At 44.5% G+C, this 19,618-nt stretch carries 14 protein-coding genes and 2 pseudogenes; 1 reads left to right on the plus strand and 15 read right to left on the minus strand.

All coding sequences use genetic code 11. From position 1 onward, the window contains the following. Positions 1 to 27 precede the first annotated feature (27 nt). The 5 genes and pseudogenes from MFLO_RS10045 to MFLO_RS10065 all read right to left on the minus strand — a co-directional run bounded on the left by MFLO_RS10045 (position 28) and on the right by MFLO_RS10065 (position 7,059). The gene (locus tag MFLO_RS10045) at positions 28 to 885 is read right to left on the minus strand and encodes a metallophosphoesterase family protein (RefSeq protein WP_036097817.1); all 858 of its coding nucleotides are present in this window, start codon (positions 883 to 885) and stop codon (positions 28 to 30) included. Between the two features lie 93 nt (positions 886 to 978). Beyond that, positions 979 to 2,101 (minus strand): annotated as a pseudogene (locus MFLO_RS10050) (CamS family sex pheromone protein). Positions 2,102 to 2,104: 3 nt separating this feature from the next. After that, positions 2,105 to 4,114, minus strand: a complete 2,010-nt coding sequence (gene ligA, locus MFLO_RS10055) for an NAD-dependent DNA ligase LigA (protein ID WP_036097818.1) — start codon at positions 4,112 to 4,114, stop codon at positions 2,105 to 2,107. A gap of 23 nt (positions 4,115 to 4,137) precedes the next feature. Further along, positions 4,138 to 6,337 (minus strand): annotated as a pseudogene (gene pcrA / locus MFLO_RS10060) (DNA helicase PcrA). A 56-nt stretch (positions 6,338 to 6,393) separates the two neighbouring features. Then, positions 6,394 to 7,059 carry a geranylgeranylglyceryl/heptaprenylglyceryl phosphate synthase gene (locus tag MFLO_RS10065; RefSeq protein ID WP_036097819.1) on the minus strand — a complete coding sequence of 222 codons (666 nt, stop codon included), beginning with the start codon at positions 7,057 to 7,059 and terminating at the stop codon, positions 6,394 to 6,396. 177 nt (positions 7,060 to 7,236) lie between these two features. Between MFLO_RS10065 and MFLO_RS10070 the strand changes: the two genes are divergently transcribed. Next, positions 7,237 to 8,580 (plus strand): sodium-dependent transporter, encoded by a 1,344-nt coding sequence (locus MFLO_RS10070; protein WP_036097820.1) that lies wholly within the window; start codon positions 7,237 to 7,239, stop codon positions 8,578 to 8,580. 16 nt (positions 8,581 to 8,596) lie between these two features. Here MFLO_RS10070 and MFLO_RS10075 read toward each other — a convergent pair whose 3' ends face one another. The 10 genes from MFLO_RS10075 to purM all read right to left on the minus strand — a co-directional run bounded on the left by MFLO_RS10075 (position 8,597) and on the right by purM (position 19,616). Then, a complete protein-coding gene (locus tag MFLO_RS10075; RefSeq protein ID WP_036097821.1) occupies positions 8,597 to 9,247 on the minus strand; it encodes a hypothetical protein in 651 nt (216 codons plus the stop codon). A gap of 43 nt (positions 9,248 to 9,290) precedes the next feature. After that, on the minus strand, positions 9,291 to 10,196 hold the full coding sequence (locus MFLO_RS10080) for a magnesium transporter CorA family protein (protein ID WP_036097822.1): 906 nt from the start codon (positions 10,194 to 10,196) through the stop codon (positions 9,291 to 9,293). Positions 10,197 to 10,341: 145 nt separating this feature from the next. After that, positions 10,342 to 11,364: a WxLIP family cell surface protein gene (locus tag MFLO_RS10085; RefSeq protein WP_051993599.1), complete on the minus strand. Its 1,023-nt coding sequence runs from the start codon at positions 11,362 to 11,364 to the stop codon at positions 10,342 to 10,344. A 15-nt stretch (positions 11,365 to 11,379) separates the two neighbouring features. Further along, complete coding sequence (locus MFLO_RS10090; RefSeq protein ID WP_036097824.1) at positions 11,380 to 12,135, minus strand: WxL domain-containing protein; 756 nt, start codon at positions 12,133 to 12,135, stop codon at positions 11,380 to 11,382. Positions 12,136 to 12,195: 60 nt separating this feature from the next. Further along, entirely contained in the window at positions 12,196 to 14,292 is a 2,097-nt protein-coding gene (locus MFLO_RS10095; protein ID WP_036097825.1) for a WxL domain-containing protein, read from the minus strand. Positions 14,293 to 14,753: 461 nt separating this feature from the next. Beyond that, the gene (locus MFLO_RS10105) at positions 14,754 to 15,053 is read right to left on the minus strand and encodes a YerC/YecD family TrpR-related protein (protein WP_036097826.1); all 300 of its coding nucleotides are present in this window, start codon (positions 15,051 to 15,053) and stop codon (positions 14,754 to 14,756) included. A 124-nt stretch (positions 15,054 to 15,177) separates the two neighbouring features. Further along, entirely contained in the window at positions 15,178 to 16,455 is a 1,278-nt protein-coding gene (gene purD, locus MFLO_RS10110) for a phosphoribosylamine--glycine ligase (RefSeq protein ID WP_036097828.1), read from the minus strand. Positions 16,456 to 16,471: 16 nt separating this feature from the next. Further along, positions 16,472 to 18,001 (minus strand): bifunctional phosphoribosylaminoimidazolecarboxamide formyltransferase/IMP cyclohydrolase, encoded by a 1,530-nt coding sequence (gene purH, locus MFLO_RS10115; protein ID WP_036097858.1) that lies wholly within the window; start codon positions 17,999 to 18,001, stop codon positions 16,472 to 16,474. Positions 18,002 to 18,006: 5 nt separating this feature from the next. Beyond that, a complete protein-coding gene (gene purN, locus MFLO_RS10120; RefSeq protein ID WP_036097830.1) occupies positions 18,007 to 18,570 on the minus strand; it encodes a phosphoribosylglycinamide formyltransferase in 564 nt (187 codons plus the stop codon). Next, entirely contained in the window at positions 18,567 to 19,616 is a 1,050-nt protein-coding gene (gene purM, locus MFLO_RS10125) for a phosphoribosylformylglycinamidine cyclo-ligase (protein ID WP_036097831.1), read from the minus strand. Before purM ends, purN begins: the two co-directional genes overlap by 4 nt. Positions 19,617 to 19,618 lie beyond the last annotated feature (2 nt).

Raw genomic sequence — 19,618 nt, forward strand, 5'->3', positions numbered from 1 at the left:
AAGAACCACCTGGCGAGTGCTCTTTCCTCAAAGTTTTCCTCTAGAAAATCTGTCGAGCATGGCCCGGACATCTTCGGCATAGCCTTCTGCTTCGCTAACCACAGAAAGCCTTGCGCCGTCATGCGTAAACGTCTTTCCTGTCATTAATTTAATCTTGTACAATTCAAGATACGGCAATTCAGTCTCCCTTGCTACTTCAAACTCTGCCTGCGCGTCATAGTCCACTTTGCGAAAATCCACATCCACTATCCCCGCCTCGTCAATCTCTAGAATCAAGTAACATGCTCTAAGATCACGCCTAAGCTTCGGCCAATCATTATATGGCTGCCCGACCGAGCCTGGATTCAAAATCAGCTGATCGCGGCTGCTGTAGCGCATCGTTTGATGATGCACATGCGCATAAACCGCCAAATCAAGCTCATCGCCGCAATCAAATAGCTTATCAAATTGTGCTTGTTCGGCGCTCATCCTGAGCGCCCCACCATCATTCACTTCCGGCAAGTTATGCGAAATACCAATCTTGATCCCATTACGCTCAGCCATTTGATGAAGCGGCCAACTCCTTATTCGTTCAATGAAGCTCACTTCTAGTTGCGGCAAAAGATGCTCCACAAGTTTCGCGAAGAAAACATCCGTTGGGTTTTCCAAATCAACATCGCCATCAAGCACTTCTAAAAAGCAATCATCCCAGTTGCCGCGCACAACAACACTAGGTTTCAACGCTTCTAGCATGTGACATACATTTGCTGCGCCAGGGCCGGGAAGCAGCAAGTCGCCTAAGAACCAATATTCCGTTGCTGCTTGCTCGCGACTGTCTTCAATTACCGCTTGAAGCGCTGTTGCATTTCCATGAACATCAGCCAAAATCGCTATCCTATGTTTCATCTTGAAGCCCTTCTTTCCATCAGTTGATACTTTATTTTAGCATAAAAGAAAAACCGGTTCAGCAACCTAAGGAAGCCGCACCGGTTTTGTTCATCAATCATAAATATGCGCTTTCGCACTCTTATCGCTTGGATCACGCGTGATCAGAGCCGCTGGACCATCCGAAGTGGAAATGTTCACTTGGATATTCGCTCCGCTCGGCAAGTGTTTACCGACAAGGTCTGTCACATATTGTGTGAAGCCGATAATCTCAGCTTGACCATAAAATTGAAGTGGAATATCAATATCAAGTTCAGCCATTTCGCCATCTTCATAGCGTGCTCGACCTACAACTCCCGTAAAGTTTGGGTAGTAAGATTCGATATCCGCTTTGAAATTTAAGAAATTATCATTATCTGTTTTATAGTCGCTACTTGCTTCCGTAGAAGGGAGCACATAATTTTTTTTCTTTTACCGTCTTGAAGTTCGATAAGGTATCGCCGTTTGCTGTTGCATAGGCCATATAGTTTCCCGGTGCAACCGCATCACGTTGTCCTTGTTTATAAATCGAAATCATCACAGGAACATTTTCGAGACCTTTCGTTTTACGCACACGTTCAAGAATAGTTTGCGCCATTTCTTCTCCCTTGCGAAGCAGATCAGAATCGCTAATATCTTGTTCAAATGTGTCGCCGTATTGAATCTTTTGATAGTAATCAACCGAGTTCATCGCAAGCGCAATTGAAATACCGCCAAGCGAAACACTGTTTTTATCATTTTTCTTCAAATAATCTTGTTCCAGAATATGCGCTAAATAAATCGGATTACGATTTTCACCAAAACCGTTATCTTCTGGATTAAGTCCCTCTTTATTTTTGCTACTTTTTCTAGCAAGCCATGAGGTCAGGAGTTCCTTATCCAAATACTGCCCTTCTTGGAATAAGTAATCATCCGAAGAATATTCCTTTTGCGAAAGACGCATCAGTCCTGATTCAAGCTGATTAATATCATAACGCGAATAGATATTTGATACAACTAAACCACGTGATTTACTCGCTTTATACGGCAGAACCGTCTTATAATAATTGGACGAAATTTGGTTCTTCGTCATGATGCCCGTTTCGCTTTTCTTTTCTTCATCTTTTTGAACCACATTTTCATCCGAAGAAAGCTTCGGCGCACACCCTGAAAGGATGAGCAGTAAACTTGCTGCTACGACTATTAACTTCTTTTTCATTGATTATTTTTCACCCTCATCTGGTAAGTATTCCATAAGGTCGCTTTCCGACCAGACAGGGATACCGAGTTCTTCTGCTTTTGTAAGCTTCGACCCTGCATCGCTGCCCGCAACAACAATATCCGTTTTCTTGCTGACACTCCCTGAAACACTGCCGCCAAGGTTCGTAATAAGTTCCTTCGCCGCATCGCGTGTCATTTGTTCAAGCTTCCCTGTTAAAACAACCTTTTTCCCGGCAAAAACAAGTTCTTCTTCCGGTACGTCTTCAAGTCTTGGTCCTGTGTACGTCATGTTTACGCCCGCTCGCTCAAGCTCGCTTAGGAGCGCATGCACTTCTTCATTTTCAAAGTAAGTCACAATGCTGTCCGCCATTTTTTCGCCGATGTCTGCCGTTTCCGTCAAAGTTTCTTTATCTGCTTCTCGGAGCGCATCCATCGTATCAAAGCGTAACGCAAGCGTTCTAGCTGCTTTTTCCCCAACATGTCGAATACCGAGTCCGAAAAGGAGCCGTTCCAAGGAATTCTTTTTGCTCGTCTCGATCGAGGCTAGCAAATTTGAAACCGACTTTTCTCCCATTCGATCTAATTCTAACAGTTTTTCCTTCGAGAGGAAATATAAATCTGCTACATCATGAATCAATTCATGCGAAAATAGCTGTACCACTACCTTTTCCCCAAGTCCATCAATATTCATTGCGTTCCTTGAAACAAAGTGAATCAATTCTTCTTTAATTTGCGCAGGACATTTTGGATTGATGCAGCGCAGTGCCACTTCTTCTTCAAGCCGCACAAGTTCGCTTCCGCATGTCGGGCAAGTTTCCGGCATCTTAAACGGCACTTCTTTCCCCGTTCGTTTCTCAGGAATACTGCGAATCACTTCTGGAATAATATCGCCCGCTTTTTTTACAACTACCGTATCGCCAATCCGAATATCTCGTTCATGAATCAAATCTTCATTGTGGAGCGAAGCGCGGCTGACCGTCGTTCCTGCAACTCGAACTGGATCAAGCACCGCAGTCGGCGTAATTACGCCCGTCCGTCCAACATTGAGTTCAATATCCTCTAAAGTCGTTTCTACTTCTTCTGCCGGAAATTTGTATGCAATCGACCAGCGCGGCGTTTTGATCCGTGCGCCCATTTCCTTTTGCTGCTCGAGATCATTCAACTTAATGACAATCCCGTCAATATCATAATCGAGTTCCGGACGTTTCTCAGTCCACTCCTCGATATAAGCAAAAACCTCATCCATCGTCTTGCAGATTCGCCGTTCCGTATTCGTCCTGAGTCCAAGTTCTGCAAGTTTATCCAGCCCATCACTGTGCCGTGTAACACCCATATCGCCAAAATCAGCTACCGCATATAAGAAAATATCCAAGTTTCGCGAAGCCGCAATTTTCGTATCAAGCTGCCGCAGCGAACCCGCTGCGGCATTCCGTGGATTAGCAAACAGCGGCTGCCCTTCTTCCTCACGCGTTTCATTCAGTTTTACAAAAGAACGCTTCGGCATATAAGCTTCACCGCGCACTTCAATCGAAAACGGCTGTTTTAGCTTCATCGGAATCGACCGAATCGTTCTGAGGTTCGCTGTAATATCTTCCCCCGTCGAACCGTCCCCACGAGTTGCGCCTCGTTTGTAGCGCCCATTTTCATATTCCAGCGAAACCGCCAAACCATCAATCTTTAGTTCGCACATGTATTCACGATCTTCCCCGACTTTCTCGCGCACCCGCCGGTCAAAATCAAGCAAATCTTGTTCATTAAATGCATTCGCAAGGCTTAACATCGGTGTTTTATGCTCTACTTTTTCAAACCCTTCAAGCACAATTCCGCCAACACGCTGCGAAGGCGATTCCGGCGTCACCCAATCTGGATGCTTTTCTTCAAGCGCAAGCAGTTCCTGCATCAAAGCGTCATACTCCGAATCTTCTACACTTGGATTGTCCATCACATAATACTCGTAACTATATTCATCCAGTATTTGAATAATCTCTTCATACCGTTTTTTCTCATCCATATTTAGAGCCCACCATTTCCAACTTAAACTTTTTCGATTGGTGCAAATTCCGCCAAAAGACGTTTAATACCAGTCGGGCTTGGAAATGCAATATCCAGTTCCATATTGCTTCCCTCCCCTTTAACACTTACAACCGTGCCGACGCCCCATTTTTTATGCTGAGCCTTGTCGCCAACCGCCCAACCAAGCGCTGCTGCCCCCGTTGTTTCATAAGCAGGAACTGATTTCTTAGCAGGATTAGACCGCTTAAACGGTACTTCTCTTAATTTGTTTTCGTTCCCCGTCTCAATCAAATCTTGCGGGATTTCACCAATAAAGCGAGATTCTGCGTTTGCCGTACTACGCCCGAAAAGCATCCGCGAGTAAGCACTCGTTATGAACAGCTCTTCTTCCGCACGTGTAATCCCGACATAAGCGAGCCGACGTTCTTCTTCCATTTCGTCTTCTTCAAACAGTGCTCTCGAATGCGGAAAAATCCCTTCTTCCATCCCGACCAGAAAGACTACCGGGAATTCAAGCCCCTTTGCAGAGTGAAGTGTCATCAGCGTCACCGCGCCGTTTTGCTCCGCATCATTTTCATCAAGTCGATCGACATCTGCCACAAGCGCCAAATCTTCTAGAAAAGCAAGCAGCGATTTATCTTCACTTTCCTTTTCAAAGTTTTGCGTCACAGACATCAGTTCGTCAATATTCTCAAGCCGTGTTTGCGCTTCAATCGTGCGTTCATTTTTCAGCATCGTGCGGTATCCGGTTTTTTCAAGAATCTCTTCCACAAGCTCCGTTACTGTCAAATAGTCCTGCATCTTTGTGAGATTTTGAATCAAGTCATGAAATTCGATCAGCTGTTTTCTGATCTTCGCCGAAAGACCCGCAAGTTCAATCCGGTTCAGCACCTCAAAAAAAGTCAGATCATACGCTTCCGCCGTACGCGCTATCTTATCGAGCGAACCCGCTCCGACGCCGCGTTTTGGCACATTAATAATCCGCGTCAAGCTAATGTCGTCGCTATTATTTGAAATGAGACGCAAATACGCCAAAATATCTTTAATTTCTTTACGATCATAGAACTTCGTCCCGCCGACCATCGTATAGGCCATGCTTGACTTCATGAAAAATTCTTCCATCACGCGCGACTGAGCATTCGTTCGGTAAAGAATCGCAAAATCAGACAGCGGCCGTTTTTTTCTGCGTCACTTCTTCTTGGATTTTACTCACCACATATGAAGCTTCTTCCTTCTCCGTCAGCGCTTTATGATAAAAAATCTTTTTCCCTTCATCATTTTTTGTCCATAATTTCTTGACTTTGCGATTGGAATTATTTTCAATCACGCGATTGGCCGCTTCAAGAATTCGTTTCGTCGAACGATAATTTTCTTCGAGCATAATCGTTTTGGCATCTGGATAATCCTTTTCAAATGATAAGATATTTGAAATATCCGCACCGCGCCAACCATAAATTGATTGATCCGAATCTCCGACCACACAGATATTTTGTAGCCGTTTCGCAAGCATTTGAACAAGCAAATACTGCGCATGGTTTGTATCTTGATACTCATCCACATGAATATATTGAAATTTGCGTCCATAATAATCAAGCACTTCTGGAACCCGCTCAAACAGCTGGATCGTCACCATAATCAAATCATCAAAATCGAGCGCTTGATTTTTCTTCAGTTTTTTCTCATACGCTTCATAAACCTCAGCCACCATATTATCATAAAAACCGCTTGCTTCTTTCTTGTAGTCGCTTGCCGTCATCAGTTCATTTTTAGCATTGCTGATCGAAGCAAGAATACCGCGCGGCTCAAATTTCTTCGTATCGACATTCTTATCCTTCAAAATGCCTTTAATTACCGAAATTTGGTCTCCGCTGTCAAGAATCGTAAAATTGCGTTCATAACCGATTCGGTCAATATCGCGCCGCAAAATTCTTACGCACATTGAGTGAAACGTTGAGATCCAAATTGATTCCGCTTCCCCGCCAAGAAGCCCAATAACACGAGCTTTCATTTCCCGCGCGGCTTTATTCGTAAACGTAATCGCCAAAATATTGTACGGATTAACGCCTCGTTCCTTAATCAAATACGCGATCCGGTGCGTCAAGACACGCGTTTTTCCACTCCCCGCTCCCGCCATAATAAGAAGCGGGCCTTCCGTCGTCTCAACCGCTTGGCGCTGTTCCGGATTCAGTCCTGCTACTAATTCTTCACTATTTAAATGCATTTCTATTCCACCACCATACAAACATTTGTTCTTTATTTTATCATATCCGTGCCGTTTCACCTAACAATTTCTGCCGTTTTAAGTGCTTCTTCAAAATTCTCATAAATCAGATTGCCGACAACAATCGCATCCGCGTATTCATGCATTTCTGCCGCTTGTTCACGTGATTTAATTCCGCCCCCGTACCAGAGTTTTGTCTCCTTAAGCACCGCCTTGGCCTCCCGAACAAGCTCCGTGTCGCCGAAAGTTCCGCTATATTCGATGTACAAAACCGGCAACTTTAAAAAATGCTCCGCAAGTTCGGCATACGCCGTGATATCTTTCTTCTCAAGAGCCGCATTCGCCCTTGTCAATTTGGCAGCCTTCGCCTCCGCGTTCAGTATGACATATCCGAGCGGTGTGATCCGTTTAAACGGAACATGTGGAGAAAACTCCCTTAGCGCTTCGACAAACTTGCCGACGACCCATTTCGCATCCGGAGAATTCAGTACCATTGGAACCAAAAATTGATCCGCATACGGAAGCACCATCTCAGCATGACTAATTTCGAGAAACAGTTGCTTGTCCGTTTCCATTAACCGTTCGTAATAAAAGGCCGTATTTTCTGCTGTAACCTGATCCGTACCTCCGATAATAAAGCCGTCCGTAGAACTATGAAAGAGCGCCTCCACTTCCCGTTCCGAAAGCGGTTTAGCCGGATCAATCTTAAAAAAATGTGCCATCTTTGTACCCTTTCTTCTTACAGTCATTCAATAATTCATTATAGCATTTGTTTAGAAGCGGTTCACCCTTTCAAGCAATAATTTAACTTTTTTTTGTACTTTTTCAGAAAAATCTTTCCGTTCCGGCAAATTTTTGATATGATAAACATCACTTTAACAGCCTAAAGGAGGAATTTTATGGAAAAAAGAGAAAATTGGGGATCAAAACTCGGCTTTATATTAGCTTCTGCCGGTTCTGCGATTGGAATTGGAGCGATCTGGAAACTTCCATATGTCGCTGCAACCGCCGGAGGAGGCGCCTTTTTCATCCTCTTTTTAATCTTAACACTTTTCATTGTCACACCCATCTTAATCGCCGAATTCGTCATTGGGCGAAGTTCACAAGGCGATGCGATTACAGCATATAGCAAGCTTGCAAAAGGTAGCAAATGGAACCTGCTCGGCAAAATGGGGGTTGTCGGCGCAAGCATCTTATTTTCTTTTTACAGCGTTGTCGGCGGCTGGATCATTACCTATCTATACAAAGCCTTCACCTTTTCGCTCGATGGCCTATCCCAATCCGAGCTTCTGGCAGAATTCGGCAAAACAACCGCAGATCCAAACATTTCGCTACTGTCAACATTTGTCTTTATTCTATTAAACATTCTTGTAGTCAGCCGCGGAGTCGTAGCTGGCATTGAAAAAATGAGCAAATTTATGATGCCTGCGCTCTTCATCTTGTTTGTCGTTCTCATCATCCGATCGCTCACACTCGACGGAGCGCTTGAAGGCGTCATTTACTTTTTAAAACCAGATTTCGCCCATATCACAGGTAGCACGATTTTAATTACACTGGGACAAGCTTTCTTCTCGCTAAGCGTTGGTTTATCCGTCATGGTCACATACAGCTCCTATCTCGACCGATCCGTGAGCTTGCCTGGTTCCGCAATTTCAGTAGCACTGATGAACATGACCGTTTCCCTATTAGCGGGGCTGGCGATTTTCCCAGCCGTATTTGCACTAGATATCAAACCAGATGCAGGACCTGGCCTTTTATTCGTTATTTTACCGGCGATCTTCAATCAGCTTCCGTTCGGGGCAGTTTTCTTCATCATCTTTTTAATTCTGTTCCTGTTCGCCGCGCTAACCTCAAGCTTTTCAATGCTTGAAGCGACCGTTGCTCCGATTATGTCGCAAGGGATTTCTCGGAAAAAAGCGAGCTCTATGATTGGCTTGTTCATTATGCTCCTAGCCGTCCCGTCAGCACTGAGTTTCGGTGTTTTCTCTGACATTCACATCTTCGGCAAAACCTTTTTCGAGCTTGCCGACTTTCTTGTCTCTAACCTAATGCTTCCAATCGGTGCTTTCTTCATCGCCATTTTCGTTGGCTTCCGGTTACCGCGCAAACTACTAATCGAAGAATTCACAGCAAGCAGTCGTTTCGGTAAAAAAGTGTTTATCATTTGGCTGTTTCTAATCAAATACATTGCACCGATCGGAATCCTATTTGTCTTCCTATCCGCAATCGGATTGCTCAAATAACAAACAAGCGGCTGATCTAAACGATCAGCCGCTTGTTTAATGCGTGAACCTGTACCAAATCAAGTATATAAGCAATGAAACAAGGACAAAACAAATCCCCAAAAAAAGCTACACAACAGCCGTATCCGCGTGACGGTTCTATATATGATTTCGGCTCAGTGCCATATAATATTTGCAAACCCTTCACATTCTCATCAGAACTGTCTTCCGCAAAAAATGTTGCGACAGGAAGTAGCTTAAATTGATCGATAAAATCAGCAGCTTCGACTTGCGAACAAACTTTTTTATGAAAACCAATCAGTACAAAATCATACTCATCATCTAGATATAAAAAAGCCGTTTCATCAGGAAAACAAAATGTACTATCTGCCATTCCTTCTTGCAAAATAAGCTCTTTTAATTCTCGTTCATCAATCGGAAGTTTCAATCCAAAAACCTTATTTTCCGAACTGATAAAAAGCCCATCCGCTTTCTGAACAAGTTTTCCAAGCGAATCGATCAGTACTTTCAGCTGAAAAGTTCCGCTCCCATCTAAGTCGTGATAGCGTTCGATCCCACAAAATCCAAACTGAAATTCTTGCGGATCTTTGACAAAATTATTCTCATAAACACTAAACTCGTCGCCCAAAATATCCAAATACGAATAATCGAGAATCCCTTTTTCCATGATGCCTCCCCATTCTCAATGATTATGTATTACTTTCTTGTTACTAAATACGCCCACGCAAAATAAAAGCTAAAACGAACCACAAACCGAGACTAATAAAAATACTAATCACCCAGCCAGCCGGATTATGTTCAAGCGGCAGTGGCATATTCATTCCAAAAAATCCCGTAACAATCGTCGGAAGCGTGAGCAACAGCGAAAGCACCGTCAAAATTTTCATTGTGTCGTTCAAATTATTATTAAGCACATTGTTATATGAGCCTGTAAGTTGCTGTAAAATCTGCGAAGCAAGCACTGTCATTTCGACCAGCTGTTTTGCTTCGATGATTGCGTCGTCCAGTTGTTCCTTTTCCGATTCTGAAAAGCCCCGATAAAACGAATGCGCTTTAATTTGCTCAAGAAGCACGACATTTTGCTTAGAAGCAGAAACCAAGTAAACGATCCCTGTTTCAAGGTCCGAAAGTGCGAGCAGATTTTTCTTCGTCGTCTTGACCTTAAGTTTGCTGCTGACGAGCTTTCTTTCATAGTCAACATCCTCAACCAGCGGAAAAAATGCCTTCGCAATCAAAAACAAGCTGCTAAATAAGAATTCAAATAAAGTTGCATCCGGCTTATTATCCAAAAACTTCTTCATCCGCTCCACGACATAATCCGTCTTGTCACTACTCACCGTAATCAAATGATTATCCTTAATAATAAAAGTCATCGGAATCGTTTCATAATGATTATCGATTTTTTCTAAGTCTGGTACATGATAGATCAAGAAAAACGTTTGCGTCGCTTCATCATATTCGAGATGCGCCCGTTCATTTCTATCCAGCGCATAAGTCAGTACCTCATCACTAATTTCATATTCCTGATAAAGCGTTTCAAGCTCTTCAAGATTATCCGAATTTATATTCAGCCAGTCATATTTTGCATCATTAAAAAAGGCTTTTGTCACACTCAATCTCCCTCCTTTTTCCGATCTCTCACATCGTTCCTTTACACGTACTATACCAAAAACCGCCCACTTAAACACGAAAAAAACAGTATTTCGATTAAAAAGTTTCCTTCTCATCGAAACACTGCTCTAAAAAGTTGTATACTAATTATCAACTCCGCCTTGCCCGTTTCCCTGCCCAGAACGAAAATCCAGCTACAAACAAGACACCCGCACCAATCAGCGCGTAAAGCCAAGGCGAAATCCCGCTTTCCTCAAGCTCCACAGCTTGATCGTTAAAACGTTTTGCTTCATCCTTTGAAATCGTAAATTTCTTCGTAAACTTCCATGTTTTTCCGTTTGCTTTCCCCTCAAGCTTAAGCAGATAATTCCCCGGCTGAAACGCCTGATTTTCCTGACTAACCCCATAATTAAACAGTGAATTCGGCGCCATTTGCACATTCTCTTTTCTAAAAGTCTGCAGTGGTTTTTCGCCGCCTTCGCGGAATATTTGACCAGATAGCACTAAATTCCGCAAGATTTCAGGTTTATCATTTTGAACCCCTATAAAAATCGTATTACGACCATTTTTCTGCCCAGCCTTAACCGATTTTAGTTTCAAGTCCGGTTCAACCTTACGTTCATTTTCGCGCAGAACCACTCCAATTGTATAAGAAAACCGATTATGAATCTGCACACCCTCGTCTGAATCCTGCACCTTTCCAGAATCCGTTTCATCCACAAAATACAAACCGCCAAGAATCGTTCCCGAAAATGCCTTCTTCGGCAGCCTCACCGGTATCTCGATGCGCTTTGTTTCATTCCGAACGAGCGTTACTCTTTGACTTGGAACCGCAACAAGCGAGCTGAAAGGATGTTCCAAAGAAGCATCAAGTTTTGGATTATCATTCGCATATTCGATCACGCCGTTATCATTAGTCACCGCAGTATTCGCATAAACACCGATTTCCTTAGCAGTATCCGAATGATTACTGACCCGAACAGCGAGCATCACCGTTTCCTCCGGCTTAACAAGCAAATCAAAATACGTATTTCCCCGTTCCGCCTGATGCCCATCCAAAATCGCCTCCACCGAAAAATCCATCTCAGCAGCTGCAGCATCGTGAGCAAACCCGAGCCACGTCATACTCATTAAAATCACAAAACCTATGCCAAAAAGCCCTCTTCGAAACATCCTAATCCCCCCTTATTAATTCGGCGTATTTTCAAGACTCCAAGTCAGCGTTGTTTCATATTTAGCACCGACTTCTTTCGCCGTATCCATTGGCACAAACAAACTTACCCCTGTTTTAGCCGCATTAGCATCCGCACCGAACGCAACCGTCCATGTGCCCATTCCTTTGCCAGCAGCAGCCGTAGCCACAGTCGAAGAAGAAGTACCATTCGGATCAAGCGAAACAGCCTGCCCAGTCGGCGCATAGCTTGCCGCTGTTAATGATTTAGGCGTTCCTTGAACAAAACTGAGTACCGCATTATTTAACGTTTTAACCGTTCCAGAAGTCGTTGCAAACTGACCATTTTGCTTCACGCTCAGTTTCCATCCAACATTAGATCCACGTTTATCCGTCACTTGAACAAAGTTCGGTACATCAAGTTCAGTTGACGTACTCGTCGCAAGCACATGATCCAGTTTGGCATAATACGTTTTATCCTTGGATTCAATCACTTGACTGCCAAAATCAAAATTTGATACATAGTCAATACTAAGCGGTCCGCTCGTTCCCGGCTCATGAGGATTATTCGGATCTGCCGGATTCACCGGTCCAACTGGTACTGTCGGATCAAGCGGATTCACCGGTGATGTCACACCCGTATCCGCTTGAAATAATACCCCCGCATGCGAATTCATTGTCCCCGAAACAGCGGCATCCGCACTATAGCTAACCCCGCTAATTACTACAACCCCAGTCACCGATAAGAAAACACCCAATTTACTCCATTCCATATTTCTTCCCCTTCTTTCCTTTTTTTATACCTTCTTTATAAAGCTTCTCGGTTCTTACCTTTATGGTGCGTCGACGAGCGACCACATCACCTCCCCCGAGTAACTTTTGTTCGCTTCGATTTCCGGTCGCGGCTCAACCTTGATTCTGAGACCATGATCAGCATCCAAATTGATTTGATAAGGATCATCCGAATTCACCGTTTGCGAAGTAACAAGCAAACTATCTGGCGTAAGCTGATTCACACTTGACCCATTTTGATAATAAAAACTACCACTTAGAATCTTACTTCCGTTAGAAAGTGGTGTAACCTCACTGAGATAAAGCGACCATTTCTTCTTCACAACTCGTCCATCTGTAATTTGAATCGCCATATTTGACGTAACAGGCTGATAAGTCGTCGGTTTTGTCGGAACTGTTATCGTTCCGAAATCTATCGTTGTTGGAACAGACTCCAATCGTAAGGTTCCATTTTTTACCGCAAGATCCAAAAGTCCCGAAACCGATTGAATCGCATTCCCGTTGCCATCCAAGCCGCCAACAAGACTAGATGCTGTAATTTTACTCGGATAACCGCTGTCGAGAATTGTGCCCGTATATTGCCATTCTAGCTTGTCTCCCACTTGAAGTAGAGGGTCTGCCGTTAAAGTAGCTTGAAGCGATTGCCCGCTTGGACTTGATGCGTCCGTAACAATTTGCGGAGCAGCGAGCTGTTTCACATCACCCGAGGCCGTTATCTTAACAAGTTTTACATTAGAAATATTCGACAGGCCGACAGGAATCGAACTTTTTATCGTTTCCTTGTCCCACATCGAATAAGCGTTCATCAACATTGACGTCGAAGTTACTCGTATCGTTTGCCCAGAAACCGCATAACTTGCCGCCTCAAAAGTTCCTGAACTATTTTGCTTTTCAAACCTATGCGTTAGTTGAATAACAGGTACTGCATAAGGAACCATTTTTTGAACAGCTGAACTGGTCACAAGAACAGCCCCCGTCCGCGTACTCACTCCATAAATCTCTGCCGTCACAGAATTGCCGACCGCAAGCGCTGTTACCGGAACAGAAAACGTAGTTCCTGATACATTTTGGATAATACTCTGACCATTTACCGTCAAATGAATCTGATAAAGCCCAGCTGTTTGAGCTGTAAAACTCCCTGTAACGCTCTGGCTCCCTGGAACAAGCGTATCAAGCTGAGGCGGACTGATCGGCCATTTTACCAGCACTGCTGTACTTTTTGGACTTTCATAATAATCCGTCGTCGTTTTTGATGCCGCGTGTAAAATAGCCGTTGCTCTATCTCCGTATTCATAACTTTCATCTAAAGTAGTCTGAAAACTTCCGTCAGCCGCAACAGGAATATTCGTTTTCGTAATCGTTCCACCAGAACTTTTTTCAACAGTGACATCAGCCGTATACGTATAACCGCTATCAAGCGTCTGTCCTGCACTTCCGCTAACTGTTTTTCCAAGCTGCACCAAATTGTCATTCAGTTTAGGTGCAGCGAGGCTAAGCACCGGATAATTTCCAATACCAAGCGCAGAAGTTAATAGAACACCGCTTTTCGTATTTCCTGTCGTCAAATTAATCCCTTCCGTTACCGAGACGAAAGTCCCGCGAATGGCATAACTAGTCCCATTATAAGCAGCCGGAATCCGGATTCCTTTTTTATAAAGCACTCCGGCATCAAACGAAAGATTCACTTGCCAATAGTTTGTGAGCGCAAGCAGTAGCGTACTGCGCGGAAAAACGAACAAGAGCGTGTGCGTAGCTTCATCATAACTCTTTGTAACAGCCATTGTCGTCGTAAGGTTATCCGTTTGATTAAAGAGCACCGTCGAAGGATAAGTAACCGTCCCCGTTAAACTTGCAAGAAATGCATTTTGCTTCGTCGTACTCCCAGCAAGAGCATCCCCAATTTCTTTCGGAAGTTCAATAATCGCAACCGGTGTATCATTGAGCGATACAGCCACAAGCGGTGCATATCGATATGTAATCGTAACAACAGACTGGTTATAAGCACCGTTCGAAAAACTCCCTGTTACCTGACTGTCCCCAAGCGCAATTGCCGCCTCGCTTTCTTGCGGAATAATCTGAAGTCCAAGTAGTAAAATACTTCCGAAAACAAGTGCCAACAAGAATTCTCTCCCTTTCATTTACCTCCCCACCTTCTAAAGCTAATTCGTCTTTTCCCTAGTAAGAAAGTAATCAAACCCAAAGCTCTGAGCAACTTTTTAGGTCTTAATAACTAATTAGTAGATAAAAGTCTTACATAAATACAACAAAAAAAAGCCTTCAAAAGAAGACTCTTTTTAAAAAGCAGATCAAGAATTTTTCTGACAAACTCTATAGTGCTTTAATAATTAAACTGGCTACACAAATTATGACTCCAGCTAGCCCGATCCCTGTTCCAATTATACTTTTGGCGCGCATATTGATAAACGTCGTAAAAGCAAACCCGGCAATAAAAACCCAGTGCCAAAGCAGATTGAATTCAAGACCTGAACCATTCGTGATCATACTAATGATAATAAAAACAACAAAAAAAGGCCAGCATCGCGAGAACAGCCCATTGAAATCCCTTAAGCGGTCCGTTTTTCATTTAACTGTCACCTCGTTATTTTTCAGCTTCCTTCATTCGATCAAATACCACTTCATACATATCATTCCCGTAATTAAGCGATCGTTTCACACGTGAAATCGTTGCTGTGCTCGCTCCTGTTTCCGCTTCAATTACATTATACGTTTTACCCTCTGAAAGCATTCTAGCAACTTGGAAACGCTGCGCCATCGACTGAATTTCATTAACCGTACACACATCATCAAAAAAAGCATAGCATTCTTCGAGCGACTCAAGTTTCAAAATTCCTTGAAAAAAAGCATCCAAGCCTTCTCCGCGAATCTTTTCTATTTGCATACGAAAACCTCCGTTTTTCATGAACTCCTATACTTTCATATTTTAACGTACCAACGCATAAAACACAATCGTTTCGCAAAAAAGAGAGGTTCCAGTTCAAATTGAAACCTCTCTTTTCTCTATCTCATTCTGCTTTCATACCAATATCAATCCGGTAAAAAAAGTGTGGATTATCCAGTTTTTTCATTTCTTCATAGAGAGCTAGACGTGCCTCTTGCATCGAATCTGCAGCCGTTTCAAGCAGAAGAATCCGTCCGCCGGCAGAAACAAACTTCTGTTCTTTTGCCTCACTGCCCGTTTCAAGTTTTGTCCCTGCATGATAAACCTTAATATCGGAAGAAATCTGATCAAGCCCGGTAATTTCAAATCCCGTTTCATAATGATCCGGATAACCAGCACTCGCAAGCACAATCCCAAGATTAACCCCTTGCTCTTTAAAGCGGACATCCGGTTTTTCATTATTCAAAAGCGCCCAAATAAGATCCGCAAAGTTGCTCTCAAGCCGAGGCAGAACCACTTGCGTCTCTGGATCACCGAACCGCGCATTAAATTCAATCACCTTCGGCCCAGCGTCCGTTGCAATCAAGCCGGCATAAAGAATCCCGCGAAACGCCCGATCTTCCGCAACCATTCCTCGTGCGGCCTTCACAAGAATCGTTTCAATCGCTGTCTCAACAAGCGCATCTGCAATTTGCGGTACAGGCGAATAAGCACCCATTCCACCCGTATTCGGTCCCTTATCACCATCATAAGCCCGCTTGTGGTCTTGCGCAATCGCCATCGGATAAACCTCTTCCCCGTTCACAAAAGCCATCAGCGAAAACTCTTCTCCAACAAGGAACTCTTCAATCACGACTTTCTCAGAAGCTTCGCCAAACTTCGCATCAAGCATCATTTCCTTGAGCGCAAGCGTTGCTTCTTCGATTGTCATCGCAACCGCAACCCCTTTTCCAGCTGCAAGTCCATCCGCTTTAATCACAATAGGCGCGCCTTTTTCGTCAAGATAGGCTTTCGCTTCCGCATAATCCGTAAATGTTTTAGAAGTTGCCGTCGGAATCACATATTTTGCCATAAATGTTTTCGCAAAGTCTTTGCTGCCTTCGATCAGAGCAGCCCGCTTCGTCGGCCCAAACGCCTTAAGCCCAGCCGATTCAAACGCATCAACCACTCCCTCTAACAAAGGAATTTCCGGCCCAACAATCGTAAAGTCCACCGCGTTCTCCCTAGCAAATTGAATCAGCTCAGGAGCATTCGTTTCAGAAATCGCAACACATTCTACCCCGTCAAAAGCCATGCCTGCATTTCCCGGCGCCGCATAAACCGTTTCAACCTGATTTGCCTCGAGCAGTTTAGCAGCAATCGCGTGTTCCCTACCGCCGCCGCCGATAACTAAGACCTTCATCTGCCTCACACCTTCCTTAATGTTTAAAGTGCCGTATGTTCGTTTTGATCATTGCAATACCGTGCTTGTTTGCAGCCGCAACCGAATCCGCATCCTTAATCGAACCGCCCGGCTGAATAATCGCTGTAATTCCTCGTTCCGCAGCCAAACTGACCGTATCATCCATCGGAAAGAACGCATCACTTGCCATCACAGCTCCCTTTGCGGCCTCACCCGCTTGATCGAGCGCAATCAGTGCCGACCCAACTCGGTTCATTTGCCCAGCGCCAATCCCGAGCGTTTGCTTCTCATTTCCAACCACAATGGCATTGGACTTCACGTGTTTCACTACTTTCCATTGAAACAGCATTGCAGCAAGCTCTTCATCTGTCGGTTTGCGCTCCGTCATCACTTCAAACAAAGCCGGATCTTCGGCCGCCATATCACTATCTTGAAGTAGCAGCCCGCCTTTCACAGATGTCGTTTCCAAATACGCTGCTCCGCGTTCAATCGGAACTTCAAGCAAACGAATATTCTTCTTTTTTGAAAGCAGATCAAATGCTTCCTTCGAAAAACTTGGTGCCAGAATAATTTCAAGAAAAATTTGACTCATCATTTCAGCCGCTTCCAGATTCACTTCGCGATTGAGTGCAATAATTCCGCCAAAAATGGACGTTTCATCCGCTTCAAACGCACGTTTAAATGCTTCATCAATCGAAGCCCCAACACCAACCCCACAAGGATTCATGTGTTTCACTGCGACCGCCGCAGCCCCGTCAAATTCCGCAGCAATCTTAAGCGCCGCATCCGCATCGCGAATATTATTATAAGACAGCTCCTTACCGTGCAGCTGACGTGCTTTTGCAATACTGCTTTTCACAGCAAGCGGTTCCGTATAGAAAGCTGCATCCTGATGCGGATTTTCGCCATAACGAAGCGTTTCATCCAAGTTATAAGTCAACGTTAGCTTCTCAGGAAAGACTTCCCCCGAAACTTCCGTCAAATAACCGCCAATCAGTGCATCATAAGCCGCCGTGTGCCGAAATACCTTCGCCGCAAGCTTTTCGCGAGTTGCAAACTTCGTTTCACCATTTTCACGAAGTTCAGCCAAGATGCCCGCATAATCAGCCGCATCTACCGCAACCGTAACAGCCGCATAGTTTTTTGCCGCCGAACGCAGCATTGATGGACCACCAATATCAATATTTTCAATCGCATCCGCAAGCATTACACCCGGCTTTTCAATCGTCTCTTGAAACGGATACAAATTCACACAAACCAAATCAATCGGTTTAATCCCATGATCTTCAATTTGTTCTTGATGTTCCGTAAGATCGCGCCGATAAAGCAAACCGCCATGAATCATCGGATGAAGCGTTTTGACACGTCCATCAAGCATTTCCGGAAATGCCGTCACTTCCTCAATCCCGATTACCTTAACCCCGGCATCCGAAAGAGCTTGTTTGGTGCCGCCCGTCGAAATAATTTCAAAGCCGAGACCTTCAAGCTCCTTCGCAAACTCAACTACCCCCGTTTTATCTGAAACACTAATCAACGCTCTTTTCATCCGCTTCATTCGTCTCCTTTAAGCATCATTTTTTTCACAACCGCCGGATAAAACCGGTGCTCAAGTGCATGAATACGCTCCTCAAGTTGCGGAAGCGTTTCCCCGCTCAAAATTTTAAGCTCTTCTTGCGCAATCACTTGCCCCGTGTCCATTCCAGCATCGACATAATGCGCCGTAACCCCCGTTACAGAAACACCCGCACGAAGCGCCTGCCCGATAGCATCTTTCCCAGGAAAAAGCGGCAATAGCGAAGGATGTAGATTAACAATCCGATCCGAAAAAGCCGCGAGCATCGTATCTCCAAGAAGCCGCATATAACCCGCAAGCACAATAAAATCAACCTGAAACTTGCTCAGTTCATCCAGCAACAACTTTTCGTAAGAAGCTTTATCCGGAAAATCCCTTGCCGAGAAAACCACAGTGGGCAAAGCAAATTTGTTCGCCCGTTCGAGCACCTTTGCCCCCGGCTTATCACAAACAAGAACCGCAACCTGCTGCCGAATATCAGCATCCTGCATCAAAGCTTCGAAATTCGAACCACTTCCCGAAGCAAAAATAGCAATCCTCATTGCTTTGCTCCTTCGATCATCCGAACCGCAAGATCTTGCTTCTCGGTCACAGTACCTATCCGGTAAGCTTGCTCGCCCAGCCCGTCAAATGCTGCTAAAACCGCGTCTGCTTCTATTTCTGGCACAGCAAGAACAAGGCCGATTCCCATGTTGAAAATTTCATACATTTCGTCTTCCTTCAAGTTACCAATTTCGCGCATGTGGTCAAAAATTGGCAAAATCGGCCAGCTGCCTTTTACAATCTCGACCGCCAAATCGTCCGTAAGCATCCGCGGCAAATTTTCAACGAAACCTCCGCCCGTTACGTGTGAAATCCCGTGCACTTCATGTTTTTTCAAAACTTCAAGCACCGGCTTCACATAAATCCTTGTCGGCTCAAGCAGTACTTCCCCAAGCGTTTTTCCTAGCGGCTCCACAAAACTATCCAGCGTATACGCGTGATCCTTAAAATAAATCTTGCGTACAAGCGAAAAACCATTACTGTGAATCCCGCTTGAAGGAAGACCAATTAAAACATCGCCTGCCTGAACAGCACCCGCTTCAATCAATCGGTTTTTTTCAACTGCACCAACCGTAAATCCAGCAAGATCATAATCATCTGTCCCGTACATATCTGGCATCTCCGCTGTTTCACCGCCAATTAAAGCACATCCTGCCATCTCGCATCCGTCCGCAACCCCGCGTACAATCTGTTCCATTTTCTCTGGCTCCGTCTTGCCCGTCGCGATATAGTCAAGGAAAAACAGCGGTTCCGCGCCTTGCGCTAAAATGTCATTCACACACATTGCGACACAGTCGATTCCAATCGTATCGTGCTTATCCGCTTCAATCGCAAGAAGCAGCTTTGTACCGACTCCGTCCGTTCCAGAAACAAGTACAGGTTCCTTCAAGTTGAGCGAACTAAGATCAAACATTCCGCCAAACGATCCGAGTGCACCCATTACGCCAAGACGCTTCGTTTTTTCTACATGTTTTTCAATGCGCGAAACAACCTCATAGCCCGCTTCTACATCAACGCCAGCCTTACTGTAAGCATTTCCTGTCACGC

This window comes from Listeria floridensis FSL S10-1187 (genome assembly GCF_000525875.1).
GTDB classification, from domain to species: Bacteria; Bacillota; Bacilli; order Lactobacillales; family Listeriaceae; genus Listeria; species Listeria floridensis.